The following is a 23,719-nucleotide window of genomic DNA, read 5'->3' on the forward strand; positions in this document are numbered from 1 at the left end:
CGTCGTCCGCCATGGGACCCGCCCTGCGCGGGTCCCATGGCGTCGTGCTTTCCGGAGCCGACGCCTTTACTATGTAGATCAGATACAGGCCTCGACGAACCGGGTGGCCAGCCGGGGGGTGCCCGCCCAGTGCAGGTGGAGATAGGAGGCCACGACCGGGCCGGAGGCGAACCCGTCCGCCCCTCCCCTCCAGCGGAACAGCGGCCTTCCCGGCGCGGGGTCGACGGCGGTGCGGTGGAACTCGTGCCCCCGGTAGCGCTCCCCCGCCCGGGTCAGCACCGAGTCCTCGACCGCGACCGCGTCGCGGTAGCCCAGGGTGAGGGTCCCCGTCATCCTGGCCTCCAGGTCGAAGACCCCGCACATGGGTCTGCCGTCCAGCCGCCTGGCGAGATACAGCAGGCCGGCGCACTCGGCGGAGATCGGCCCGCCGAACGCGGCGACCTCCCTGCGCAGCGGCTCGTTCGCCGACAGCTCGGCGGCGTAGACCTCGGGGAAGCCCCCTCCGATGACGACGCCGCCCGTCCCCTCGGGCAGGGCCTCGTCCGCCAGCGGGTCGAAGGGGACGACCTCGGCCCCCGCCGCCGCCAGCAGCTCCGCCTGCTCGGTGTACCCGAAGGTGAACGCCTGCCCTGCGGCGACCGCGACTCTCTTGGTCGCCGGTACGGCGGGCCCCGGGCTCCACGGCCGCGCGGACAGGGCGGGGGCGGTGCGGGCGAGCCGCAGCAGTTCCTCCAGGTCGCACGAGGCGGCGACCAGGTCGGCGACGGCGTCCATGGCACCGGCCGCCTGCGTGGCGCGTTCGGCCGCGGGGACCAGGCCGAGATGGCGGGAGGGGGTGGTCACGAGGTCGCTGCGGTGGATCGCGCCGAGCACCGGGACGCCGCTCTCGGCCAGGACCGCGCGGCACAACTCCTCGTGCCTGGCGGAGCCGACCCGGTTGAGGATCACCCCGCCGAGGCGAATCCGGGTGTCGTAGGAGGCGAAACCGTGCACGAGCGCCGCGACCGACCGGCTCTGCCTGGCCGCGTCGACCACCAGGACGACCGGGGCCTGCAGCAGCCTGGCGACGTGCGCGGTCGAGGCGAACTCGCTCGTGCCCGCCCCGTCGTACAGGCCCATCACCCCCTCGACCACCGCCAGGTCGGCCCCGGCGGCGCCGTGCAGGAACAGCGGGGCGATCAGTTCCTCACCGACGAGCCACGGGTCGAGGTTGCGTCCGGGACGGCCGGTGGCCAGGGCGTGGTAGCCCGGGTCGATGTAGTCGGGCCCCACCTTGTGCGGGGAGACCCGGGTGCCTCTCCGGGTGAGCGCGGCCATCAGCCCGGTCGCGACCGTGGTCTTCCCCGCACCGGACGCGGGGGCCGCGATCACCAGCCGGGCTACCATTCGATGCCCTTCTGCCCCTTCTGCCCGGCGTCCATGGGGTGCTTGACCTTGCCCATCTCCGTCACCAGATCGGCGGCGGCGACCAGGCGGGGGTCGGCGTCCCGCCCGGTGACGACGACGTGCTGGCCGTCGGGGCGGGAGGTGAGCGTGGCGACGACCTCGTCGACGTCGATCCAGCCCCACTTCATCGGATAGGTGAACTCGTCGAGGACGTACAGCCGGAAGGTCCGCGCGGCCAGGTCACGCTTGATCTGCTCCCAGCCCTCCCTGGCGTCCGCGGCGTGGTCCTCCTCGGCGCCCGGCCGCTGGATCCAGGACCACCCCTCCCCCATCTTGTGCCAGGACACCGTGCCGCCCTCACCGGACTCACCCAGCACCCGTAGCGCCCGCTCCTCGCCGATGCGCCACTTGGCGGACTTGACGAACTGGAACACGCCGATCGGCCAGCCCTGGTTCCAGGCCCGCAACGCCAGGCCGAAGGCCGCGGTCGACTTGCCCTTGCCCGGCCCGGTGTGGACGATCAGCAACGGCCGGGTGCGGCGCTGCCTGGTGGTCAGCCCGTCGTCGGGCACGCTGACCGGTTTCCCCTGGGGCATCGTCATCAGCCTTTCGTTCTCGTACGGCTCGCGGGAGCGGTTCTCACGCGGCGGCCCGCCTGTCACGGACCACTCCGGCGAGGTCGGTGAGGTCGTCGAGGCGCACGGCCCGCGCGCCCATCCGCCGGGCCAGGGACGCGGCCAGCCCGAGGCGGATGTGCCCCGTCTCGCAGTCGACCACGACCGTGGCGACCCCGGCCAGCAGCGCCGCCGCCCTGTGGGCCTCCTCGACGGTGCCGGAGGTCGCCCGCCCGTCGGTCACCAGGACCAGCAGCGGGCGCCGGGACGGGTCACGCAGGCGCTCGACCCGCAGGACCTCGGCCGCGCGCAGCAGCCCCGCCGCCAGCGGGGTTCGCCCACCGGTCGGCAGCTCGCGCAGCCGGGCGGCCCCCGCCTCGACCGAGGAGGTCGGCGGCAGCACCAAGTCGGCGCGGGTGCCCCGGAAGGTGACCAGGCCTACCTTGTCACGGCGCTGGTAGGCGTCGAGAAGCAGGCCGAGCACGGCGCCCTTGACCGCGCGCATGCGCCGCCTGGCCGCCATGGATCCGCTGGCGTCCACGACGAACAGCACCAGGTTGCCCTCCCTGCCCTCGCGCGCGGCCTCTCTGAGGTCCTCGCGCCGCAGCAGCAGGCCGGGCCCGCTCCTGCCCCGTCCCACCTGGTACGGCGCGGCGGCCTCGACGGTCGCCCGCAGGTGCAGTGAGGCGGGCCGTCCCCCCGGGACCCTGGCCCCGGTCACCCTGCCCAGCGGGGTCGCGGCCCTGGACCTGCGGCCTGGGGCCCCGGCGCCGAGACCGGGCACGGTGAACAGCCTGGCGCGCCTCGCGGGGTCGGCCTCGGCGACCCGGTCGTCTCCCGTCCGCCCGGTCGCGGCGTCTCCCCCGGCGGGCGCGGGGACGCCCTCCCGGCTCGCCGGCTCCGTCCCCGGGACGTCCTCGCCGGAACCGCCGGGGCCGCTCCCCGGGTTGTCCGGGCCTCCTCCTGGACCGCCCTCGGGACCGCCCTCGGGGCCGTCGCCGGGGTCGTCCGGCTCCTCCGGGTCCTCGGGCGTCTGGTCGAGGAGTTCGTCCAGCCTGGCCTCGTCCAGGCCCGGCGCGTCGAAGGGGTCGCGGCGGCGGCGGTGCGGGAGGGCGAGTCTGGCGGCCTCGCGGACGTCCTCGGCCGTCACGGTCGTCCCGCCCCGCCACGCGGCGTGCGCGATGGCCGCCCGCGCGGTGACCAGGTCGGCCCGCAGGCCGTCGACCTCGAAGGCGGCGCAGACCGTGGCGATGCTCCGCAGCGCGGAGTCCGGCAGGGTGACCTCGGCGACCCTGGCCCTGGCTTCGGCGACACGCGTGGCCAGCTCCCGTTCCCGCGCCTGCCACGAGGCGGCGAAGACGACCGGGTCGGCCTCGAAGGCCAGGCGCCGCCGGACCACCTCGGCCCGCTGGGACACCTCCCGCGACGCCCTGACCTCCACGGTCAGCCCGAACCTGTCGAGGAGCTGGGGGCGTAGCTCCCCCTCCTCCGGGTTCATGGTCCCCACCAGCAGGAACCTGGCGGCGTGCCGTACCGAGACGCCCTCGCGTTCGACGTAACAGGTGCCGAGCGCGGCGGCGTCGAGCAGCAGGTCCACCAGGTGGTCGTGCAGGAGGTTGACCTCGTCGACGTAGAGGACGCCCCGGTGCGCGTCGGCGAGCAGTCCGGGCTCGAAGGCCTTCACCCCCTCGGTGAGCGCCCGTTCCAGGTCAAGCGAGCCCGCGAGGCGATCCTCTGAGGCGCCGACCGGCAGCTCGACGAGCCTGGCGGGCCGTACGGTGCCGGGGGCGGCCTCGTGCGGGCCGTCCGGGCAGCCGGGGTCCGGGGCGGCGGGGTCACAGGAGAAGCGGCAGCCACGCACCACCTCGACGGGCGGGAGCAGCGCCGCGAGCGCCCGCACGATCGTGGACTTGGCCGTGCCCTTCTCCCCTCTGACCAGGACTCCGCCGACACCGGGGGAGACGGCGTTCAGGATCAGGGCGAGCTTGAGGTCCTCCGACCCCACGATCGCGGTGAAGGGATAGCGCGGGTCGCGCACCTTGACTGCCTCCTCGGCTCTCGTCATACGGGGTAACTCAGCCGCCAGCGTCCGCCCCGCCCGGTGAGCGTCACCAGGGCGAGGGGCGCGACGTCGACGCGCCAGAAGGCATGGGCCGGGGCGCCGAGGGCGTGCACGACCGCGGCCCTGACCACCGGGGCGTGGGTGACGGCGACCGTCCGCCCCGGGCCGAGGACCGCGAGCCAGGCCGCGACCCGGCCGACGAGTCCGGTGATCGGCTCCCCGCCGTGGGGGGCCGCCGCCGGGTCGGTGAGCCAGGCCGCGAGTCCTTCGGGATCGGCCGCCTCGACCTCGGCCAGCGTCATGCCGCGCCAGCGCCCGTAGTCGCAGTCGGCGAGCGACGGCTCCGGCCCGGCACGCAGGCCGAGCGCCTCGGCCGTCTGCGCGCAACGCAGCTCGGCTCCGCGGACGGCCCGGCCCGGACCGATCCGCGGGGCCAGCGCCCGGGCGCGGCGCAGGCCGTTCCCGTCGAGCGGCTCGTCTCCGGGAAAGGCCGCCCGTGCCGTCGCCCGTGTCGAGGCGTGACAGACCAGCAGCAGGCGCGCGACCCCCGAGGGGGCCGTCACGCCGGGCTGCGCCTGCGCGCGGCGAAGGCGAACAGGGCTCCTACGCCCAGCCAGAACACCGCCTGTGTCCCGAGGGAGGCCAGACGGAAGTCCCACAGGAGACCGGCGGGGAACCCCTCGGGCACCTCGTCGATCCCGGGCAGCAGGGTCCAGGCCGCCGCGACCGGCACCAGCAGCGCCGCGCCGCCCGCGAGCCAGCGCGGCCACGCCTCCTCGGAGGAGACGTAGCGGTGCGCGGCCGCCGCGGCGCCGACGGAGAGGATGCCGATGGCGACGGCGACCAGGTAGAGCACCGTGCGCTGGTTGATCGTCTCCGGGTCACCGACGGCCGGTGGGTTGGCGGGATATTTCACGAAAGGGATAAGGACGATCGCGACAAACGCCGCCGCCGCGAGGGAGACCGCCAGCAGCGGTTCCGATCTCGGGCCGACCCGGCCGCGCACCCCCGCGTACACGAGGGCGAACAGGCCCCCGAGAGCCAGGCCGTACAGGGCCAGGGCGAGGAAGAGGCCGAAGCGCTGGCCGTTCCTGCTGACCGGCGCCTCCTCCCCGTGGGAGTGGGCGGGCTCGGCCGCCTCGTGACTGTGGGCACCGGTGCCGGAGGAGGCCGCCGCGGCCTCCTCCAGCGCGATGGCCCGCTCGACGCGGGGCTCGCCCACGGTGTAGGCGAACACCCCGGCGAGCAGTCCTGCGAGAAGGCCGACGAGCATGCCTCTGACGATGAGTTTGGTGATCACGTGTGGCTCGGTGCGCTCAGTGGCAGGGAACACCGAGCAGGTGACGCCCGTCGTGCATGAGTTCGTGCAGGTAGTTACCGGCCTGCGAGATCGCGCCCTGGTCGAAGGCGACCAGGTAGGCGAGGAGCAGCAGCACCGGTACGGCGAGAAGCCAGCGGGTGAGCGAACCGAGCGGGATGGGCTTGACCGGCGGAGCAGAGATCTGGCTCACGGCCACCTCCTTCAGGGGATTGACGCGCCCCTTTTCGTAGGTCGGTGGCGGCCGAGTGACCTGGCTCCCCGCCCTCTCGGGCCGGTTACAGTGGCGCGACCGCACCGGAATCTCACCGGATTTCCCTCGCACCGCCACAAAACACCCGGAATGTATACCGGTTCACAGCGTCCGTCAATCCATGCGATAGCGGACACAAAGCTATAAACCGTGCGGGCGGGAGCACCCGCCCGCACGGGAGGTCACTGATCGCCGGTGAGAGCGGTGACCAGGTCGGCGGCGGTGCGACAGCGGTCGAACAGCTCTCCGACATGGGCCTTCGTACCGCGCAGCGGCTCCATGGTCGGAACGCGCTGCAGGGACTCCCTGCCCGGGATGTCGAAGATGACCGAGTCCCAGGACGCGGCGGCGACCGACTCGCTGAACTGGCTCAGGCAACGACCCCTGAAGTAGGCCCGCGTGTCGCTCGGCGGCGCCTCGATGGCCCGCCGTACCTCGTCCTCGGTCACCAGGCGCTGCATCCTGCCCCGGGCGACCAGCCGGTTGTACAGGCCGCGCTCGGGGCGGATGTCGGAGTACTGCAGGTCCACCAGCTGCAGTCGCGGGTGGGACCAGGCCAGGCCGTCACGGGTACGGTAGCCCTCCAGCAGTTCGAGCTTGGCCACCCAGTCGAGCTCCCGCGACAGCTGCATCGGGTCCTCGGCCAGACGGGTCAGGACGGACTCCCAGCGGTCGAGGACGTCCTTGGTGATCTCGTCGACGCCGTTCCCGCTGCGCTCCTCGGCGTACTTGCGGGCCAGCTCCAGATACTCCATCTGCAGCTGCACCGCGGTGAGCCTGCGGCCGTCGCGCATCGCGATCTCGTACTTCAGCGTGGGGTCGTGGGAGACCGCGCGCAGCGCCTGGACCGGGTTGTCGACCGCGAGGTCACGGGTGAAGTAGCCGTCCTCGATCATGGCGAGGACCAGCGCGGTCGAGCCCAGCTTCAGGTAGGTCGAGATCTCCGACATGTTGGCGTCGCCGATGATGACGTGCAGCCTGCGGTACTTCTCCGGGTCGGCGTGCGGCTCGTCCCTGGTGTTGATGATCGGCCGCTTGAGCGTGGTTTCCAGGCCGACCTCGACCTCGAAGAAGTCGGCCCGCTGACTGATCTGGAAGCCCTCGCCCCGGGAGTCCTGGCCGATGCCGACCCTGCCGGCACCGACGACGACCTGCCGGGAGACGAAGAACGGGGTCAGATACCTGACGATGTCGGCGAACGGCGTGGCGCGCCGCATCAGGTAGTTCTCGTGGCAGCCGTAGGAGGCGCCCTTGTTGTCGGTGTTGTTCTTGTAGAGCTGGATCGGAGCGTTGGCGGGGACGGCCGAGGCGCGCGTCGCGGCGTCGTGCATGACGCGCTCCCCCGCCTTGTCCCAGATCACCGCGGCTCGTGGATTGGTGCATTCGGGAGTCGAGTATTCGGGATGGGCGTGATCCACGTACAGCCGGGCCCCGTTGGTGAGGATCACGTTGGCCAGGCCCAGATCCTCGTCCGTGAGCTGGCTCTGGTCGGCCACCTCCCTGGACAGGTCGAAGCCCCGGGCGTCGCGCAGAGGGTTCTCCTCCTCGAAGTCCCAGCGTGCCCGCCTGGCCCTGGCCGCCGAGGCCGCCAGATAGGCGTTCACCACCTGGGAGGAGGTCACCATCGCGTTGGCCCCCGGCTGTCCGGGCACGGAGATGCCGTATTCGGTCTCGATGCCCATCACCCGCCGTACCGTCATGCGCACCCTCTGTTCATCCAGGACGACTACTCCGCCGTATATATCCCCGACCCTAGACCCTTCACTATCCCCGGTGACCAGACAGTTATGGCACAGAGGCCTTTTCTGAGGCGTTTTCTCCCGGGGCCCCCGGAGCGGGAACCGCTCCCCCGCCGGGACCGCGTCCGTGCCTCCCCTGTGGTACGGCCGCCCGCCGCCGCCTGGCCTTGACGAACTCCTGGATGGGCCGCTCGACGAGCCGGTGTACCAGGTAGGACAGCACCAGCGTGACCAGCACGGTGACCGCGACGGTCAGCCAGGGCGCGAGCGTGTCGCGCAGGACGGGCACGAGCACGGCGGCGACCGTCGAGTGGAACAGGTAGAGGGGGTAGGTCAGCGCGCCGAGCACGACCAGCCCGCGCCAGCGCAGCCAGCCGAGGGCGCCCAGCGCCACCAGCGCCATGAGCACGTAGAAGATCACGACGGTCACGACGACCGCCCAGCCGGGCACCGGCATCGCGGCGTAGCCCACCGCGTCGATGCGGCCCTCGACCCTGGCCAGGGCCGCGTAGACCGCCAGCCCGCCGCTGAGCCCGGCCACGCACCACAGCACCGGCCTGGGGCCGTGCTTGGTCATGAGGAAGAAGGCCATGCCGCCGACGAAGTACGCCGCGTACTTCGGCATCACGATCAGCTGTACCCACTCGTTCTCGTTGCCGGTGAAGATCCCGGCCGCCAGCAGCCACACACCCATGAAGACCAGGCAGCGGGTGAATGTCACCCCGACGATCACCAGGATCGAGATCAGCAGGTAAAAGCGAAGCTCGGCCCAGAGCGACCAGTAGACGCCGTTGGCGTCGGTCAGGCCGAAGGCGCGCTGGAACATGGTCAGGTTGACCAGGTAGTCGCGCAGGCCGAGCTTGGGGTCCAGGGCGGTGGCCGCGCCCAGGCCGTAGACGGCCGCGACGACGCCCACGCTGATCCAGTAGGCGGGAAAGAGCCGCACCAGGCGTGACAGGGCGAAGGCGCCCAGCCCCCGCCCCCAGACGCTCATCAGGATCACGAAGCCGCTGATCATGAAGAACAGCTCGACGCCGAGGATGCCCAGGCCCGCCGGGGTGGCCGTCTCCGGGAACAACTTCGCCGGACGCTCCCCCCAGACCGAGGCGAAGGCGATGAGGTAGTGGAAGGCGACGACCCCGACGGCGGCGAGGAAACGCAGGAGGTCGAGTTCGGCGAGGCGGCCGGTTCCCTTTGCGGCCGTGCCGGTCATGTGCCCGCCGGGGCGAAGTGTTCACGCACGCCACTTGGACGGTGTTTCGATCAACCGGGTTCCCTCGGCCCGGATCTTGTTCCCGCTGTTTTCCGTGACCCGCCTTCCGGGCCTCGCGGCGGTTTTCCGAGGGCCCGTGGAGGGGACACGCGAAGGCGGCGCGCGCCCTCGGAGGGCACGCGCCGCCTTGGTCGTGCTTCTACAGGTACTGACCGGTGTTGGCGACCGTGTCGATGGACCGGCCCGCCTCGGTGCCCTGCTTGCCCGTCACGAGGGTGCGGATGTAGACGATCCGCTCGCCCTTCTTCCCGGAGATGCGGGCCCAGTCGTCGGGGTTGGTGGTGTTGGGCAGGTCCTCGTTCTCGGAGAACTCGTCCACGCAGGCCGCCAGCAGGTGCTGGATCCGCAGCCCCTTCTGCCCGGTGTCCAGGAACTGCTTGATGGCCATCTTCTTGCCGCGGTCCACGATGTTCTGGATCATCGCGCCGGAGTTGAAGTCCTTGAAGTACAGGACCTCCTTGTCACCGTTGGCGTAGGTCACCTCAAGGAAGCGGTTCTCCTCGCTCTCGGCGTACATCCGCTCGACCACCCGCTGGATCATCGCCGAGATCGTGCCGCCACGGCTTTCACCGTGCTCGGCAAGGTCGTCGGTGTGCAGCGGAAGGTCCTCGATGAGGTACTTCGAGAAGATGTCCCTGGCCGCCTCGGCGTCCGGCCGCTCGATCTTGATCTTGACGTCCAGACGGCCGGGCCGCAGGATCGCCGGGTCGATCATGTCCTCACGGTTGGAGGCGCCGATGACGATGACGTTCTCCAGGCCCTCGACACCGTCGATCTCGGACAGCAGCTGGGGAACGATGGTGTTCTCGACGTCGGAGGAGACGCCGGAGCCACGGGTCCTGAAGATCGAGTCCATCTCGTCGAAGAACACGATCACCGGGGTGCCCTCGGAGGCCTTCTCCCTGGCGCGCTGGAAGACCAGGCGGATGTGCCGCTCGGTCTCGCCGACGTACTTGTTGAGAAGCTCGGGACCCTTGATGTTGAGGAAGAAGCTCTTGCCCGACTGGCCGGTCTTCTCCGCGACCTGCTTGGCCAGGGAGTTGGCCACCGCCTTGGCGATGAGCGTCTTGCCGCATCCGGGCGGGCCGTACAGCAGCACGCCCTTCGGGGGACGGAGCTTGTGCTCGCGGAAGAGGTCGGCGTGCAGGTAGGGGAGCTCGATGGCGTCCCTGATCTGCTCGATCTGCCGCATGAGCCCGCCGATCTCCTCGTAGGAGATGTCGGGCACCTCCTCCAGGACGAGTTCCTCGACCTCGGACTTGGGAATGCGCTCGTAGACGTAACCGGAGCGCGGCTCAAGCAGCAGCGAGTCGCCCGCGCGGATCGGCTGGTCGAGCAGCGACTCGGCCAGTCTCACCACCCGCTCCTCGTCGGCGTGCGAGATCACCAGCGCGCGCTGGCCGTCCTCAAGGAGCTCCTTGAGCATGACGATCTCGCCGACCTCCTCGTATCCGAGGGCCTCGACGACGTTGAGCGCCTCGTTGAGCATGACCTCCTGGCCACGCTTCAGCGAGTCGACGTCCACCGCTGGACTGACGTTCACTCGAAGTTTGCGACCGCCGGTGAAGACCTCCACCGTGCCGTCTTCCCTGGACTCAAGGAACACGCCGAAGCCGGAGGGCGGCTGCGCCAACCGGTCGACTTCCTCCTTGAGCGCGACGATCTGGTCCCTGGCCTCCTTGAGGGTGGCCACGAGCCGCTCGTTCTGGCCGGTTACGGCCGCGAGGTTCGCCTGTGCTTCATGGAGACGCTCTTCGAGAATCCTGGCCTGCCGGGGAGACTCCGTCAGCTTCCGACGTAGCGTGGTGATCTCCTCCTGCAGGAAGGAGACCTGTGCTGTGAGGTCGGCGACCTCCCGTTCGCGCTGCGCGGCACGAGCCTCGGCGTCGTCGCGAGCTGCCACGGCGTCACCTCCTTCCCAGTCGAGACCGACTACTCAAAACCCTACCCATCTGGGGGCTGTCCCTTACCTGGCCGAGCAGTGTTCGTATGCCTACATTAAGTAGGCACTTAACAATCCCTTATGGTGCGTTTAGTCCTTGGAGCATAAGAACACGGAGTTCTGTTCCCGCGTCACTCTCCGGCGCACCCTCGTGGCTGAATCGTCATCAACTGGTGGAAGAGGTGGACTCTTCGCCATATGCCCCCTTTGCTGGACGCCTGCGACGCGGTGGTGGGGTCACCCCGTCCGCCATGCGACGCGCGGTGACGAGAAACCCGGTGTGCCCGACCATCCTGTGGTCCGGCCGTACGGCGAGGCCCTCGACATGCCAGTCGCGAACCAGGGTCTCCCACGCATGAGGCTCGGTGAAACTCCCGTGTTCGCGGAGAGTTTCCACCGTGCGGGACAATTGGGTGGTTGTCGCCACATAACAGCAGATGACACCACCCGGAGTGAGGGCCTTGGCCGCGGCGTCGACGCACTCCCACGGCGCGAGCATGTCCAGGATGATCCGGTCGACGTCGCTCTCGTCGAGCGCGTCCACGAAGTCACCGACGACCAGGCGCCACTGGTCCATCGGGCCGCCGTAGAACTTCTCCACGTTCTTGGTGGCGACCTCGGCGAAGTCCTCACGCCGCTCGTAGGAGGTGACCCGGCCCTCGGAGCCGACCGCGCGCAGCAGGAAGCAGGTCAGCGCGCCCGAGCCGACCCCCGCCTCGACGACACGCGCGCCGGGGAAGATGTCGGCCATGGCGACGATCTGCGCCGAGTCCTTGGGGTAGATGACCGCGGCGCCACGCGGCATGGACAGCGTGTAGTCCTGGAGCAGGTGCCGGAACGCGAGATACTGGGTGCCGCCGGACGAACGCACCACCGACCCCTCGGGCCGGCCGATCAGGTCGCTGTGCGGGATGCCGCCCTTGTGCGTGTGGAAGACCCCGTCTTCCTTCAGCGTCACCGTGTGACGCTTGTTCTTGGGATCGGTGAGCTGAACCTGATCCCCGGCCTGAAACGGCCCATGCCTGCGAAAACCCATGCCCGCAAGGTTATCGGCGCCCGGCCGCCACCCGTCCCGCCGGCGAGGACCCGATGAAGGCCCGATGAAGGCCTCGACGCACGCCGGAGAGCGTGATCGGACCGAAATGATTGGTCCCCCTTCATGGGGAACTGATAGCACTTGGGGATGCTCCCACAAGACGTGATCCTTTCCCGGGACGTCGTCCTGCGCCCACCGGCCGAGACCGACGTCGAGTCGATCGCCCGCGCCTGCGACGACCCCCGGATCAGCCGTTTCCTGCCGACCCTGCCGGTGCCGTACACCCGTGACGACGCGTTCGCCTACCTGAGGGCGGCCGAGCGGTCCTGGCGGGACGGCGGCGCCTCCTTCACCATCGCCGACACCGAGACGGACGAGTGGATGGGCAACATCGGCCTCAGGCCGCTCGACGCGCGCGGCAACGGCGAGGTGGGCTACCTGGTCGCTCCGTGGGCGCAGGGGCGGGGGGTCGCGACGGCGGCCACCAGGGCGCTCACCGAATGGGCCTTCGCCCTCGGGGTGCGGCGGCTCGAACTGCTGACCGATGTCGAGAACCTGGCCAGCCAGCGGGTCGCGCTCGCCGCGGGCTTCCAGCGCGAGGGCGTCAGGCGCTCGGCCGAGGCCCGCAGGGACGGCGGCAGGAGCGACCTGATCGCCTTCGCCCGCCTGTACGGCGAGTCCGGCGAACGCGTCCAGCCCTTCCTGCCCGCCCTGCCGGGCGGTTCCCTGTCCGACGGCGTGGTACGGCTGAGGCCCCTGGGCCCCCAGGATGTCGCCGACCACCACGCGCTGGAGAACCTGCCCGACGTCGTGCGCTACAGCGTCCCCCCGGAGGGGCCGGACATGGCCAGGGTCGAGAAACTGTGCCGGGAGGCGGGGGCGCACTGGCTGGCGGGCGAACGCGTCGAGCTGACCATCAGAGAGGCCGCGACGGACGCCTTCGCCGGGCACATCCAGCTGACCTCGATCGTCCCGGTGCTCGGCCAGGCGATGACCGGCTACAGCCTGCTGCCCGCCTTCCGCGGCAGGGGGTTCACCGCGCGGGCGGTGAACCTGCTCGTCGAGTGGGCCTTCGAGCACACCCCGCTGACCAGGGTCGTCGCGGGCACCGCCCCCGACAACCACGCCTCGCACCGGGTGCTTGAGCGCGCGGGCTTCACCAGGGAGGGCCTGGTGCACGGCCTGCTGCCCGGCCCTGACGGCACCCGCCTGGACGACCTGCAGTGGTACAGGCTGCGAGGGTAGGACCGGCCCCTTCAGTCGAGCAGCGCGTGCAGGCGGTCCGCGACCCCCCTGGCGGTCGGCCGCGCGGCCATGTCCCCGATGCAGGCCCGGACGAGGTCGGCCAGCTCCGGCTCCAGATCGCCGCTGACCGACGGCGGCGTCGTGCTGACCCTGCGCAGGGTCAGCAGCGGGTCGTGGACGGGCAGCTCGCCGTACAGGCCGGTGCGGGTCATCGACCAGTGCAGCGTTGCTCCGAGCGACCACACGTCTCCCTCGGGAGAGGGGTCACCGCCCCGCAGCAGCGCGGGGTCGGTGAACTCGGCCGACCCGATGCCGCCCATCCCGGTCACCGTCGCGCCGGGCGCGAACACCTGCGACAGGCCCAGGTCCGACAGCTTGCCCCCGGTCTCGGTGAGCAGCACGTTGCCCGGATGGACGTCCCGGTGCAGGATGCCCCCCTCGTGCAGCGCCTGGACGGCCTGGGCCGCGCACGCGACCGAACGCAGGACCCGCTCCCGCGAGGGCGTCCCGGCGGGCAGTCTCAGCGAGCCCTCGGGTAAGTACTCCATCGAGTAGTAGAAGACCCCACCCTGCTGCCCCGCGTCGTAGAGCGTCACGAGGTACGGCGAGCGCACCGTGGCGAAGGCCTTCAGCTCCCTGGTCGCCCGCCGGAAGGCGTCCTTGCCGGTGCCGCCGACCACCTTCACCGCCACCAGGTCGGCCTCGACCGGCAGCCGCCGTGGTCTCCTCGCCAGGTAGAACTCGCCATGGTTGCCCGTTCCCAGCGGGCGGACGAACTCGTAGTCGGCGATACCCTCCACCGGCGTTCCCTTCGACGTGCCCCGCGACGCTCGCGATGATCTATTAAGACGGTAACGTCGCCTTGGTCACTCTCGGGGCTTTTCATTACTTTCATTACTTACGGGGAAGCGTGTCCCAGTGTTCCACGTTGATTTGCTGCTGCTCGACCTCGTGATCGTCCTCATCTCCGCGCGATTATTGGGGGCCGTGGCCCGGCGGCTCGGCCAGCCACCGGTCGTCGGGGAGATCGTGGCCGGCATTCTTCTCGGCCCGACCCTGCTCGGGCCGCTTCTCGGCGACCGGCTGTTCGGCGACGGGATGATGCCCCCGCTGCGCGCCCTGGCCGACGTCGGGCTCGTGCTGTTCATGTTCGTCGTCGGCATGGAACTCGACCAGAAGCTGGTCAGGGGCCGGGGCAGGACCGCGGTGACCGTGGCGCTCGGCTCGACGCTCGTGCCGTTCGTGCTCGGCTGCGCGCTGGCGCTCGGCATCGCGGGCGACCACGTCGACGGGGCCAGGACGCTGCCGTTCGTGCTGTTCATGGGCGCGGCGATGTCGGCGACGGCCTTCCCCGTGCTGGCCAGGATCATCACCGACCGGGGGATGCAGCGCTCCACGGTCGGCGGCCTCTCGCTGGCCTCCGCCGCGGTGATCGACGTGCTCGCCTGGACCGCGCTCGCCGTCGTGGCGGGCCTCGCGGGCGCCGGCGGGAGCGCCGGTGGAGGCGTCAGCGAGGGCGCGGACCAGTGGCGGGTCGCGCTGGCCCTGCCGTACGGGCTGCTGATGTTCCTGGTCGTCCGGCCGCTGCTGGCCCGCCTGGTGCCCGCCAGGCAGCGGGCGGGCAGGCTGACCCCTGGGCTGCTCTCCCTGGTACTCATCGGCCTGCTGGCCTCCTCCTGGGCCACCGAGTGGATGCATGTGCACTTCATCTTCGGAGCGTTCGTCTTCGGCGCCGTGATGCCCCGTGAGGGCGCGGAACGGCTCAACCACGAGATCCTGGAGCGCCTCGAACAGCTCGCCGTGCTCCTGCTGCTGCCGATGTTCTTCGTCGTGGCGGGGCTCGACGTCAACCTCCGCACGCTCGACCTGTCCAGCCTGGGGACTCTGGCCGCGATCCTGGTGGTCGCGATCGGCGGCAAGCTGCTCGGCTCCTACGCCGCGGCCCGTACACGGCTTCCCGGACGGCAGGCGCTGGCGATCGCCACGCTTCTCAACACCCGTGGGCTCACCGAACTCGTCATCCTGTCCGTCGGGCTGCAGAAGGGCGTCCTCGACGAGGAGCTGTACTCGCTGATGGTGGTGATGGCGTTGCTGACCACGGCGATGACGGAGCCGCTGCTGCGCAGGGTCTACCCCGGGCGGCGGGTCGCGCGCGACATCGAGCAGGCCGGACGCGAGGCCCTCGGCACGCGCGCCGCCACCCGCGTGCTGGTCGTCGTACCCGGCTCCCCCGCCGAGCAGGTCCCGCTGGCGGAGCTGGCGGCCCTCCTGGCCCGCTCCGCCGCGCCCGCCGAGGTGATCCTCGCCCATCTGCGGCCCTATCCCGGCGGCCGGCTCGAACTCGGCGGGGGCCTGTCGTCGGAGCTGGCCGAGCTGACCGAGACGCTCCACGAGCTTGAGGTCCTCGCGGACGCCGTGCGCGCGCACGGCCCCGAGGTGAGGGTGGTGAGCCGCTTCAGCGCCTCCGTCGGCGCCGAGCTCGCCGAGCTGGCCGTGGAGGCCGCTCCGGGCCTCGTCGTGCTGCCCCGGGGAACCCCCGGGCACGCCGCGATCCGCGACGGGGTCGCCTGCCCCGTGGTGACGGTGGCCTCACCCGGTCCGCCGGGCCCGCCGCCCGCCGGGCCGGTCGCGGTGCCTCATGGGCAGGCCGGCGAGGACACCGTCCGCGTGGCGCTCACCCTGGCCTTGGCCTGCGGGCGCCCGCTGGTCGTCGAGGGCGGCGGCAGGGCCCCGGCCCTCGTCAGGCGGCTGGCCCGGCTCGGGGTCGAGGTGACCGGCGGCCCGGTGCCCGGGGACGCCCTGACCGTGGCCGGGGACGGCGCCGGGCAGGCCACGGGGCCGGCGGCGCATCTGCTGGTCCGGGCCGAGCGGGACGCCGACCCGGTGGACTGGCCCGCGCTCGTCTCCGCGCTGCGCCGGACCCCTGCGGAAAGCCCTGTCGAGGTCTCCGTACGGAGCTGAGCGCGGCCCGCGCCGGTCCTCAGCGGTTACGGTGCGACTCGTAACGCATCGTGCGTGAGACGCCGATCCGCACGGTCGTGCCCGGCAGGATGGCGACCGGCTCGTTCGGCGGGATGTCGTAGAAGTTGGGGTCGCCCGGCGGCTGGATCTGGGTGCCGTTGACCGAACCCAGATCGACCAGGTTGACGTCCCAGCCGTCCAGCGCGACCCGCAGGTGACGGCGCGAGACCGACCCGTCGGGGCTGGTGACCTTCGCGGGACGCACCGACCCGTCGGCGACCTCGGGGGCCCGCTCGGGGTCACGGCCGACCAGGTAGTCACTGTCGAGGCGGAGCGTCATGCCGTCGTCGAGCAGGAGCACGCCGAGCGGCGGGCGCGGTCCCTTGTAGGGGACGAGCGTGCGCTGGACCAGCGCGATGCCGCAGACCGCGCAGTACGGCACGCGCGGGTCGTTGAAGTGGTCGTTCTTGCAGTCGACCCCGTAGACCAGCGGGCGGGACTCGGCCTGCTGGTCCGCGGGCGCCGGGGAGAGCGGGGACTCCGCCGTGCCCTGGAGACCTCCCGGCGTCAGCAGCTCGTACTCGAAGGGCTGGTCGCGGATGTCGGGGACGGGCTCCGGCTCCTCGTGCTGGGCCATGGCGGGAATCTGCGGCCCCGGATCGGAGTGCCATCCCTGGGGAGCGGACTGGTGCGCGGGCGGGCCGGAGGCGTAGTGGTCCGGGGAGCCCATCGGATAGGGAGCGGGCGGCCCCGGGGGCATCGGGGACACCGCGGGCTCAGGGGAGGCGGGGGGCGGTGACGCCGCCTCGGGCACGGACCAGTCCACCGACGGCTGGGACCGCGCGGGCTCGGCCCACTCGGCGGGTGCCGGGACCGGCGGGGGCGCCGCCTGAGCTCCCGTTGAGGGCATCGGCTCCACGGCGGACGCGGCCCGCGGGAGGGCCTCGGCCACCGGCTCACGGCGCGGGACCCCTACGGGCTCCTGCCCGGGCTCGGCGGGGTCGCACAGGACGCCGCCCGCGGTGACCACACCGCTGTCCAGCCGGGTCAGCGGATGCGCCTGCCCCGCCTCGGGAAGGCGCAGCTCGACCCGGGTGACCGGGCCGGGCACCAGCCGGTCGGACCAGGTGAGGGCGTCGCGCCCGGCGAGCTGCACCTCACCGCCCTGACCGGTGACCGAGGCGAACGCCGGGCCGCTGACCAGCACGGCCACCCCGGAGGCCACCGGACCGGCGACGGCGCACGCCACGGGTTCGCCCATCACGACCGCGAGCACCTGGGCGACGCGGCGGGCCAGGGCCCGGCCGTCGCCGCCGGAGGCCGCCGTCTCCCTGAGCGCGCCCAGAAGGTCCTCGACGACGGGCTCAGCCGCGTCACACACCAGCAGCAGGCCCCCCACATGGGCGACCAGCCCGTTGCCTGGAAGTGGACGCACCACTCCGAAGCCCTCGTCGGTCACAGAACTCTCCCTCCCGGAAACGCCACCCGATGAACGGAACCCGCATCGGCCCGTCCGTCACCAGCCGCACCCAGCCCGGACGGTTGTGCGCGTCCGGAACACGGCAGGTGGGACCGGGTCAATCAAATCAACCGCATCGGACCGTAGCAAAAAGTACAGCAGAAGACCTTCAGGAACGAGGGCCGGCGAACCCGGACGGCGCCTCTCCCCCGGGAACCGCGGGACGGGCCCGTACCGTACCGTCTAGACCCCGCTGAACACACGGTTCACGTCGGAGGTCGCCAGCACCCCGAAGATCTCACCGCCGCGCTCGACCAGGAGGTACTCCCCGGCGGGGCTCTCACGCATGGCGTCGATCAGGGCCTCTCCCGTCAGGTCCGCGGCCAGCACCAGCGACGGTTCGAGGTTGCGCGCCAGCGAGCCCGCGCTCACCCAGGGGCGGCGGTTCTCCGGGGTCGCCTCGACCGCGACCTCGTTGACGATCCCGGTCGGGCGGCCGTCGTGGTCGACGACGACCATCGCCCCCGCCTGCGCCTCGGTGGCCCGGCGCAGCGCCTCGGCCAGCGGCACGTCCGCGGTCACCGGGATGGCGCGCCTGGCCAGGGCCCGGGCGTTGACCTGCGGGATGCGGGCGCGCACCCGGGCGCTGCGCAGCGACTGGGTGGCGCCGAGCCAGATGAAGGAGGCCAGCAGGATCGACCAGATGAGCATGCTGGTGTTCGGCGCCTGCCCGCTGATCAGCGCGAGGCCGACCGGCACCGCGACCAGGAGCACGGCCAGCGCCCGGCCGACCCAGGCGGCGGTCGCGGTACCCGAGCCTGAGCTCTTGGTGAGCTTCCACACCCCGGCGCGGAGCATGCGGCCGCCGTCCAGGGGCAGGCCGGGCAGGAGGTTGAACACCCCGACGATCAGGTTCGCCAGCCACAGCTGGAAGACCAGGACGCCCGCGACCGTGCCGGGGTCGATGACCCGGTAGGCCAGGAACCCGATGACCGCCAGGCCCAGGGACAGCAGCGGCCCGGCGAAGGCCACCATGAACTCCCTGCCGGGGGTCTCCGGCTCACGCTCGATCTCCGAGACGCCGCCGAGCAGGTAGAGGGTGATGCGGCGGACCGGCAGGCCGTACATCCTGGCGACCACGCAGTGGGCCAGCTCGTGCAGGAGCACCGAGACGTACAGCAGCACCGCGAAGACGAAGGAGACGACGTAGGTCATCGGGACGTCCAGCTCGGGCAGCTGGGCGCTCACCGACCCCTGGAAGGTGAAGGTGATGAACGCCGCGACGATGAACCAGGTCGGCGAGACGTAGACGGGGATGCCGAAGGGCCGTCCCATCCGCAGTCCTGGCTTGTCCTGGCGCGGGCTGTCGCTGCTCACCGCTGGCTCACCGTTCCTCGCTCACATCGTCTTCAGGCCTCGATGCTACGCGCCATCGGGCCACCCGCAGCCGCCCGCGGCCAACCTGGTCCTCCCGAGACCCCTCCGAGATCTCCCCGAGACCTCCCACCCGTGAGGCCCCCGGAAGGACCTGTGAGGTCCGCGTGGGGTTCCGCGAGCCGTCCCGAACTGTCGCCACCGTGACCTACAGTGCGGACATGCCACCGACCGAGCCCACGATCATCGGAGCGTTGTCGCCGTCCCGGGCGGGCGACTTCATGACATGTCCGTTGCTCTACCGTTTCCGGGTGATCGACCGGCTGCCCGAGCCGCCGTCACCCGCCGCGGTGCGCGGCACGATGGTCCACTCGGTGCTCGAACGCCTCTACGACCTGCCGGCCGCAGAACGCACCCGGGCCGCGGCGCTCGACCTGCTCGAACCGCAGTGGCGCAGGCTGCTGGCCGCCGAGCCGTCCTACGAGGACATGTTCACCGACGAGGCGGAGCTGGCCGCGTGGCTCTCCCAGGCGGCCGTCATGGTCGAGCGCTACTTCACCCTTGAGGACCCGACCCTCCTCGAACCCGCCGAGAGGGAGCTCTACATCGAGGCGACGCTGGACAACGGCCTGGTGCTACGGGGTTACATCGACAGGCTCGACGTCGCGCCGACCGGGGAGGTCCGGGTCGTCGACTACAAGACCGGCAGCGCGCCCGGCCCCGCCTTCGAGGCCAAGGCGCTGTTCCAGATGAGGTTCTACGCGCTGGCGCTGTGGCGGCTGCACGGCTCGGTGCCGCGCGTGCTGCAGCTGATGTACCTCGGCGGCCAGGGAGAGGTCCTGCGCTACGCCCCCGACGAGGCCGACCTGCTGGCGACGGAGCGCAAGGTGCGGGCGTTGTGGACGGCCATCGAGCGGGCCATGGAGACCGGCGAGTGGCCGCCGCGACCGAGCCGCCTGTGCGACTGGTGCAACTACCAGGAGCTGTGCCCGCAGTTCGGCGGCACTCCCCCGCCGCTGCCCGAGCGGCAGCCCGGCGACACCGTGCGCAGCACGAGAAGACGTCCTGCCAGGGCCGCGACCGACGAACTCTGAGCACCTCCGCAGCACCTCGGCAGCACCTCCGAGGCGTTCCGCGTCATCCGTGGGTATGAGTGCGATATCCACCCGCAGCAGGGCGGCGGCGGAGACTGGGCGCCTAAATTGATTGTGTGCGCAACCCCTCCGGCGTCCTGCGGGCCTGGCTCAACGACCGTCCACTGGTCCCCGACACGGCTCTCGCGGTGGCGCTCGCGGGGGTCGCCGTGCTCCTCCTGCGCGCCGTCCCGCCCCGCGAGGGGACGCAGGAGGGCCTCGTCGCCGCGCTGGCCGTGGCCTGGTGCCTGTCCCTGGTGCTGCGCCGCCGCGCGCCCTTCTCCATGCTGCTGACGACCTGCCTGGCGGGGATCGCCCTGGCGACGCTGGGCGTCGACGGGCTGCCGCTGTGGCCCGCGGTGCTGCTGCTGGTCTACACGGTCGCCGCCCACCGCGGCCTGGCGCTGAGCCTGTGCGCGCTGGTGTGGAGCCTGGTGTGCCACTTCGTCACGACGGTTCCCGGCGGCACGCTCGGCGACTGGGGCGTCCACCTGCCGGTCACGGTCCTCACCGTCACCATGTGGCTCACCGGCCGGAGCGTACGGCTGCGCAGGGCGTACCTGGAGGAGCTGCGCGACCGGGCCCGGCGCACCGAACGGGCCAGGGAGGCCGACACCAGGGCGGCCAGGGCGGAGGAACGCTCCCGCATCGCCAGGGAGCTGCACGACGTGGTCGCCCACCACGTCAGCGTGATGACCGTCCAGGCCTCCGCGGCGCGCCGGGTGCTGGCGACCAACCCGGAGGGGGCGCGGGAGGCCCTGTCCGCGATCGAGGAGATGGGCCGCACCGCGATGGCGGAGATGCGCAACATCGTGGGTGTGCTCAGGACCGACGCCTCCCCCGCCGAACGCAACCCGCAGCCCGGGGTCGCCGAGATCCCCGCGCTGGTCGACCAGATGCGGGAGGCGGGCCTGCGCGCGCAGCTGTGGGTCGAGGGCACCCCGGGGACGCTGCCGCCCGGGGTCGACCTGGCCGCCTACCGGCTGGTCCAGGAGGCGCTGACCAACAGCCTGCGGCACGCGGGTCCCACGGCCCGCGCCTGGGTGACGGTACGGCACGAGCACGGCCAGCTGGCCGTCGAGGTCGAGGACGACGGCCGGGGCCTCGACGGCGACGCCGTCCCCGGGGAGGGCAGCGGCCACGGCCTCGTCGGCATCCGTGAGCGTGTGGCCCTCTATGGTGGAGTCCTGAGGATCGGCCCGCGCCCAGAGGGCGGGTTCGAGGTCAATGCCCGGTTCCCCCTCAAGGACGTGTGATGACGATCAGAGTGCTGCTGGTGGACGACCAGCCACTGCTGCGCACCGGCTTCCGTCTCATCCTGGAGGCCGAGCCCGACGTCACCGTGGTCGGCGAGGCCGGGGACGGCAAGGCCGCCCAGGACCAGTCGCGGGCTCTGCTGCCCGACGTGGTGCTGATGGACATCAGGATGCCCGGGGTCGACGGCATCGAGGCGACCAGGAGGATCGTCCGGGAGGCGACCGGTGGGGCGCACGTTCCCAGGGTGCTGGTGCTGACGACCTTCGACCTCGACGAGTACATCGTGGAGGCGCTGCGCGCCGGGGCCAGCGGCTTCCTGCTCAAGGACGTCCCGCCCGACGAGCTGGTGCAGGCCATCCGGGTGGTCGCCGCGGGAGACGCCATCGTCGCGCCGAGCGTCACGCGCAGGCTGCTCGACCGTTTCGGAGCGCGGCTGCCCTCGGCCTACCAGCAGTCGACTCCGGCCCGTCTGGACCGGCTGACCGAGCGGGAGCTCGAAGTGCTGAAGCTCATCGCCAGAGGCATGTCGAACGCGGAGATCGCCGCCGAGCTGGTGGTCAGCGAGACCACGGTCAAGACCCACGTCGGCAACGTGCTCACCAAACTCGGCCTGCGCGACCGCGTCCAGGCCGTCGTCCTGGCCTACGAGACCGGCCTGATCACTCCGGGCGCCATTCCCTAGCCCCGAGTGCCCGCAGGACGCCGGCCAGCACAGGGCGGGTGTCCGCGCGCCGCCAGGCCAGGGCGGTGGCGCACCTGGGACCGCCGGTGAGGGGGACGAAGACCACTCCGGCACGGGCGTAGTGCTCGTCGGTCCCCTCAGAGAGCAGGGCGACGCCCCGTCCCGCCGCGACCAGCTCCAGGGTCTCCTCGATCGCGTCCGAGCCGACCTCCCCCGCCACGTCCGTCACCCCGACCGCCTCAGGACGGCGAAAGGCCCGCCAGACCTCGTCCCGGCTGCGCGGCACCACCCAGACGCGGCCCGCCAGCTCGGCCGGCCCCGCGGTGGCGAGCCCGGCGAGAGGGTCTCCGACGGGTACGGCCACGGCACGCCGGTCGGTGCCCAGGAGCAGGGTCTCCAGGGCGTCACCCGCCTCCAGCGGCGGCCACACCACGGCCAGGTCGCTGGCCCCGGTCAGCAGGCCACAGGACGGGTCGTCGAAGTCGAACCGGCGCAGCCGTACCTCTCCGCCGCGGGCGCGGCGCACGACGGCGAGCAGCCGGGAGGTCAGCGGGCCCGCCGCCTCACCCATGAAGCCGACCGTCAGCTCCGGGGTCTCCCCCGCCAGCAGCGCCTCGAAGTCGTCGGCGGCGCTCACCACGGCCACCGCGTGGGCCAGCAGCCGGTGGCCCAGCTCGGTCGGCCGTACGCCGTCGCGGTCACGGACCAGCAGCGGCCGTCCCACGGCGGTCTCCAGGCGTCTGACGGCGGCGCTCACCGTGGGCTGGCTGACGCCGAGCCGGGTGGCCGCCCCGCCGAACGAGCCCTCCCTGACGACGGCCACGAAGGCCCGTACCGCGGGCAGCGTAACCTCCATCCCGCAACGATAGCCTCCGGCTATGGGCATAGCCGGAGGCTGTTGAACAGGACGGGGGTCCTTCGCCGAGGATCGGCACATGAGACGACGAACGGGCACGCCCCCTCCCGGACGACGGGGCGGCCTCCGGGAGGACCTCGGGCTCGCGCTGGGCGCGGCGGGCGGGGCCGCCGTCTACTCGGCGGTGTTCGGCGCGGCGGCGGTCGAGCGAGGCTGGTCCGTCTGGGAGGCGGTGCTGGCCAGCGTGGCGGTGCACGCGGGCGGGAGCCAGATCGTCGGGCTGGCCGCGCTGGACGACGTGGGAACGCGGGCTCCGGCGGTCCCGGGAACCACGGCGGCCATCTCAGCGGCCGTTTCAGTGGGCGCCGCGGTGGCCACGGCGTCGCTGGTCAACCTGCGGCTGACCGCCTTCGGCCTGGCGCTCGGCGACGTCTTCCCGACCCGGTGGGGGCGCGCGCTCGCCGCGCACCTGGTCTCCGACGAGTCGGTGGCCGCGGCGGTGACGCGTGAGTCCCCCCGCGCGCGCAGGCGGACCTTCCTCGTCGTCGGGTCGGTGCTCTTCACGGGCTGGGTGGCCGGGACCGTCGTGGGCGCGACGCTGGGGGCCGCGCTGCCCGACGGGGCCCGGCAGGCCGTCGACGGCGCCGCGGTCGCGGCCTTCGCGGCGCTGCTGGCCCCGTTGCTGCGCACCCGTGCCGATCTGGCCGTCGCGGCGGGCGCCGCGGCGACGGCGCTGGTGTCCTCGTGGTGGCTGCCCGCGGGCCTGCCGGTCGCGCTCGCGGCGCTGGCCGTACTGCCGGGGGCGGTGAGACGGGCGTGAGCGTCGTGCTGTTCGTGACGGGGCTGGCGGTGACGACCTACCTGCTGCGGCTGGCCGGTGTGAGCGCGGCGGCCTCGGGACGCGTGGGCGGCCCGGGATTCGGCGCGGCGGCCGCGGCGCTGCCGGTGGCCCTGCTGGCCGCCGTGGTGACCGTCCAGGCGGCGCCCGGCGGCGCTCCCTCGGTCCGGTTGGCCGTCGCCGCCACGGTGGCCGGGCTGTGCGCCCGCCGTACCGGGTTCCTGCCCGCCGTGCTGCTGGGCACCCTCGCCGGGGCCCTGCTCCCCTGAACGCCGGCCGCCCCGTACGGCG

21 protein-coding genes and 1 riboswitch are annotated in these 23,719 nt (G+C 72.2%); of the genes, 7 read left to right on the forward strand and 14 right to left on the reverse strand.

Going from position 1 to position 23,719, the window contains the following annotated elements; genetic code table 11:
* Positions 1-78: 78 nt before the first annotated feature.
* The 10 genes from ABZ470_RS30830 to ABZ470_RS30875 all read right to left on the reverse strand — a co-directional run bounded on the left by ABZ470_RS30830 (position 79) and on the right by ABZ470_RS30875 (position 11,623).
* Entirely contained in the window at positions 79-1,386 is a 1,308-nt protein-coding gene (locus tag ABZ470_RS30830; RefSeq protein WP_362915839.1) for a cobyrinate a,c-diamide synthase, read from the reverse strand.
* Positions 1,380-1,982, reverse strand: a complete 603-nt coding sequence (gene cobO / locus ABZ470_RS30835; protein WP_352013234.1) for a cob(I)yrinic acid a,c-diamide adenosyltransferase — start codon at positions 1,980-1,982, stop codon at positions 1,380-1,382. The genes ABZ470_RS30830 and cobO overlap by 7 nt, the downstream gene beginning before the upstream one ends.
* Positions 1,983-2,025: 43 nt before the next feature.
* Positions 2,026-4,065, reverse strand: coding sequence for a putative cobaltochelatase (locus ABZ470_RS30840; RefSeq protein ID WP_362915841.1), 2,040 nt, complete (start codon positions 4,063-4,065; stop codon positions 2,026-2,028).
* Positions 4,062-4,625 (reverse strand): histidine phosphatase family protein, encoded by a 564-nt coding sequence (locus tag ABZ470_RS30845; RefSeq protein ID WP_352013089.1) that lies wholly within the window; start codon positions 4,623-4,625, stop codon positions 4,062-4,064. The genes ABZ470_RS30840 and ABZ470_RS30845 overlap by 4 nt, the downstream gene beginning before the upstream one ends.
* Positions 4,622-5,362 (reverse strand): CbtA family protein, encoded by a 741-nt coding sequence (locus ABZ470_RS30850; RefSeq protein ID WP_362915843.1) that lies wholly within the window; start codon positions 5,360-5,362, stop codon positions 4,622-4,624. Before ABZ470_RS30850 ends, ABZ470_RS30845 begins: the two co-directional genes overlap by 4 nt.
* Before the next feature lie 16 nt (positions 5,363-5,378).
* On the reverse strand, positions 5,379-5,573 hold the full coding sequence (locus ABZ470_RS30855; protein ID WP_352013091.1) for a CbtB domain-containing protein: 195 nt from the start codon (positions 5,571-5,573) through the stop codon (positions 5,379-5,381).
* Between the two features lie 31 nt (positions 5,574-5,604).
* A riboswitch (cobalamin riboswitch) is annotated at positions 5,605-5,724 on the reverse strand.
* A 91-nt stretch (positions 5,725-5,815) separates the two neighbouring features.
* A complete protein-coding gene (dop, locus tag ABZ470_RS30860; RefSeq protein WP_352013092.1) occupies positions 5,816-7,333 on the reverse strand; it encodes a depupylase/deamidase Dop in 1,518 nt (505 codons plus the stop codon).
* Between the two features lie 85 nt (positions 7,334-7,418).
* The gene (locus tag ABZ470_RS30865) at positions 7,419-8,585 is read right to left on the reverse strand and encodes an acyltransferase (protein ID WP_362915845.1); all 1,167 of its coding nucleotides are present in this window, start codon (positions 8,583-8,585) and stop codon (positions 7,419-7,421) included.
* A gap of 199 nt (positions 8,586-8,784) precedes the next feature.
* Positions 8,785-10,548 carry a proteasome ATPase gene (arc, locus tag ABZ470_RS30870; RefSeq protein ID WP_352013094.1) on the reverse strand — a complete coding sequence of 588 codons (1,764 nt, stop codon included), beginning with the start codon at positions 10,546-10,548 and terminating at the stop codon, positions 8,785-8,787.
* Between the two features lie 205 nt (positions 10,549-10,753).
* A complete protein-coding gene (locus ABZ470_RS30875; RefSeq protein ID WP_352013095.1) occupies positions 10,754-11,623 on the reverse strand; it encodes a tRNA (adenine-N1)-methyltransferase in 870 nt (289 codons plus the stop codon).
* 162 nt (positions 11,624-11,785) lie between these two features.
* On the opposite strand from ABZ470_RS30875, the gene ABZ470_RS30880 reads away from it, so the two are divergent.
* Positions 11,786-12,868 carry a GNAT family N-acetyltransferase gene (locus tag ABZ470_RS30880; protein WP_362915847.1) on the forward strand — a complete coding sequence of 361 codons (1,083 nt, stop codon included), beginning with the start codon at positions 11,786-11,788 and terminating at the stop codon, positions 12,866-12,868.
* Positions 12,869-12,879: 11 nt separating this feature from the next.
* Here the strand turns inward: ABZ470_RS30880 and ABZ470_RS30885 are convergent, their stop codons facing one another.
* Positions 12,880-13,668, reverse strand: a complete 789-nt coding sequence (locus ABZ470_RS30885; protein ID WP_362777444.1) for a protein kinase — start codon at positions 13,666-13,668, stop codon at positions 12,880-12,882.
* Between the two features lie 118 nt (positions 13,669-13,786).
* Between ABZ470_RS30885 and ABZ470_RS30890 the strand changes: the two genes are divergently transcribed.
* Entirely contained in the window at positions 13,787-15,829 is a 2,043-nt protein-coding gene (locus tag ABZ470_RS30890; protein ID WP_362915849.1) for a cation:proton antiporter, read from the forward strand.
* A 19-nt stretch (positions 15,830-15,848) separates the two neighbouring features.
* Here ABZ470_RS30890 and ABZ470_RS30895 read toward each other — a convergent pair whose 3' ends face one another.
* Positions 15,849-17,288, reverse strand: coding sequence for an FHA domain-containing protein (locus tag ABZ470_RS30895; protein WP_362915851.1), 1,440 nt, complete (start codon positions 17,286-17,288; stop codon positions 15,849-15,851).
* Positions 17,289-17,531: 243 nt separating this feature from the next.
* The gene (locus ABZ470_RS30900) at positions 17,532-18,623 is read right to left on the reverse strand and encodes a site-2 protease family protein (RefSeq protein ID WP_352013235.1); all 1,092 of its coding nucleotides are present in this window, start codon (positions 18,621-18,623) and stop codon (positions 17,532-17,534) included.
* A gap of 260 nt (positions 18,624-18,883) precedes the next feature.
* On the opposite strand from ABZ470_RS30900, the gene ABZ470_RS30905 reads away from it, so the two are divergent.
* The 3 genes from ABZ470_RS30905 to ABZ470_RS30915 all read left to right on the forward strand — a co-directional run bounded on the left by ABZ470_RS30905 (position 18,884) and on the right by ABZ470_RS30915 (position 21,734).
* Complete coding sequence (locus ABZ470_RS30905; RefSeq protein WP_362777438.1) at positions 18,884-19,756, forward strand: RecB family exonuclease; 873 nt, start codon at positions 18,884-18,886, stop codon at positions 19,754-19,756.
* 116 nt (positions 19,757-19,872) lie between these two features.
* A complete protein-coding gene (locus ABZ470_RS30910; RefSeq protein WP_362915853.1) occupies positions 19,873-21,051 on the forward strand; it encodes a sensor histidine kinase in 1,179 nt (392 codons plus the stop codon).
* On the forward strand, positions 21,051-21,734 hold the full coding sequence (locus ABZ470_RS30915) for a response regulator transcription factor (RefSeq protein ID WP_352013102.1): 684 nt from the start codon (positions 21,051-21,053) through the stop codon (positions 21,732-21,734). The genes ABZ470_RS30910 and ABZ470_RS30915 overlap by 1 nt, the downstream gene beginning before the upstream one ends.
* On the opposite strand, the gene ABZ470_RS30920 is transcribed toward ABZ470_RS30915, so the two are convergent.
* Positions 21,712-22,590, reverse strand: a complete 879-nt coding sequence (locus ABZ470_RS30920) for a LysR family transcriptional regulator (RefSeq protein WP_362915855.1) — start codon at positions 22,588-22,590, stop codon at positions 21,712-21,714. The genes ABZ470_RS30915 and ABZ470_RS30920 overlap by 23 nt on opposite strands.
* 79 nt (positions 22,591-22,669) lie before the next feature.
* Between ABZ470_RS30920 and ABZ470_RS30925 the strand changes: the two genes are divergently transcribed.
* Entirely contained in the window at positions 22,670-23,410 is a 741-nt protein-coding gene (locus tag ABZ470_RS30925) for an AzlC family ABC transporter permease (RefSeq protein WP_362915857.1), read from the forward strand.
* Entirely contained in the window at positions 23,407-23,697 is a 291-nt protein-coding gene (locus ABZ470_RS30930; RefSeq protein ID WP_352013105.1) for a hypothetical protein, read from the forward strand. The genes ABZ470_RS30925 and ABZ470_RS30930 overlap by 4 nt, the downstream gene beginning before the upstream one ends.
* The last annotated feature ends 22 nt before the right edge of the window (positions 23,698-23,719 follow it).

Source organism: Streptosporangium sp. NPDC020072, from assembly GCF_040631445.1.
Classification (GTDB): domain Bacteria; phylum Actinomycetota; class Actinomycetes; order Streptosporangiales; family Streptosporangiaceae; genus Streptosporangium.

Bases quoted from the DNA above. Each gene is read 5' to 3' on its own strand.
- ABZ470_RS30865 (WP_362915845.1), bottom strand. From the start codon at position 8,585: ATGACCGGCACGGCCGCAAAGGGAACCGGCCGCCTCGCCGAACTCGAC.
- ABZ470_RS30915 (WP_352013102.1), top strand. From the start codon at position 21,051: ATGACGATCAGAGTGCTGCTGGTGGACGACCAGCCACTGCTGCGCACC.
- ABZ470_RS30840 (WP_362915841.1), bottom strand. From the start codon at position 4,065: ATGACGAGAGCCGAGGAGGCAGTCAAGGTGCGCGACCCGCGCTATCCC.
- ABZ470_RS30920 (WP_362915855.1), bottom strand. From the start codon at position 22,590: ATGGAGGTTACGCTGCCCGCGGTACGGGCCTTCGTGGCCGTCGTCAGG.
- cobO (WP_352013234.1), bottom strand. From the start codon at position 1,982: ATGCCCCAGGGGAAACCGGTCAGCGTGCCCGACGACGGGCTGACCACC.
- ABZ470_RS30900 (WP_352013235.1), bottom strand. From the start codon at position 18,623: ATGGGACGGCCCTTCGGCATCCCCGTCTACGTCTCGCCGACCTGGTTC.
- ABZ470_RS30905 (WP_362777438.1), top strand. From the start codon at position 18,884: ATGCCACCGACCGAGCCCACGATCATCGGAGCGTTGTCGCCGTCCCGG.
- ABZ470_RS30925 (WP_362915857.1), top strand. From the start codon at position 22,670: ATGAGACGACGAACGGGCACGCCCCCTCCCGGACGACGGGGCGGCCTC.
- ABZ470_RS30875 (WP_352013095.1), bottom strand. From the start codon at position 11,623: ATGGGTTTTCGCAGGCATGGGCCGTTTCAGGCCGGGGATCAGGTTCAG.
- ABZ470_RS30830 (WP_362915839.1), bottom strand. From the start codon at position 1,386: ATGGTAGCCCGGCTGGTGATCGCGGCCCCCGCGTCCGGTGCGGGGAAG.
- dop (WP_352013092.1), bottom strand. From the start codon at position 7,333: ATGACGGTACGGCGGGTGATGGGCATCGAGACCGAATACGGCATCTCC.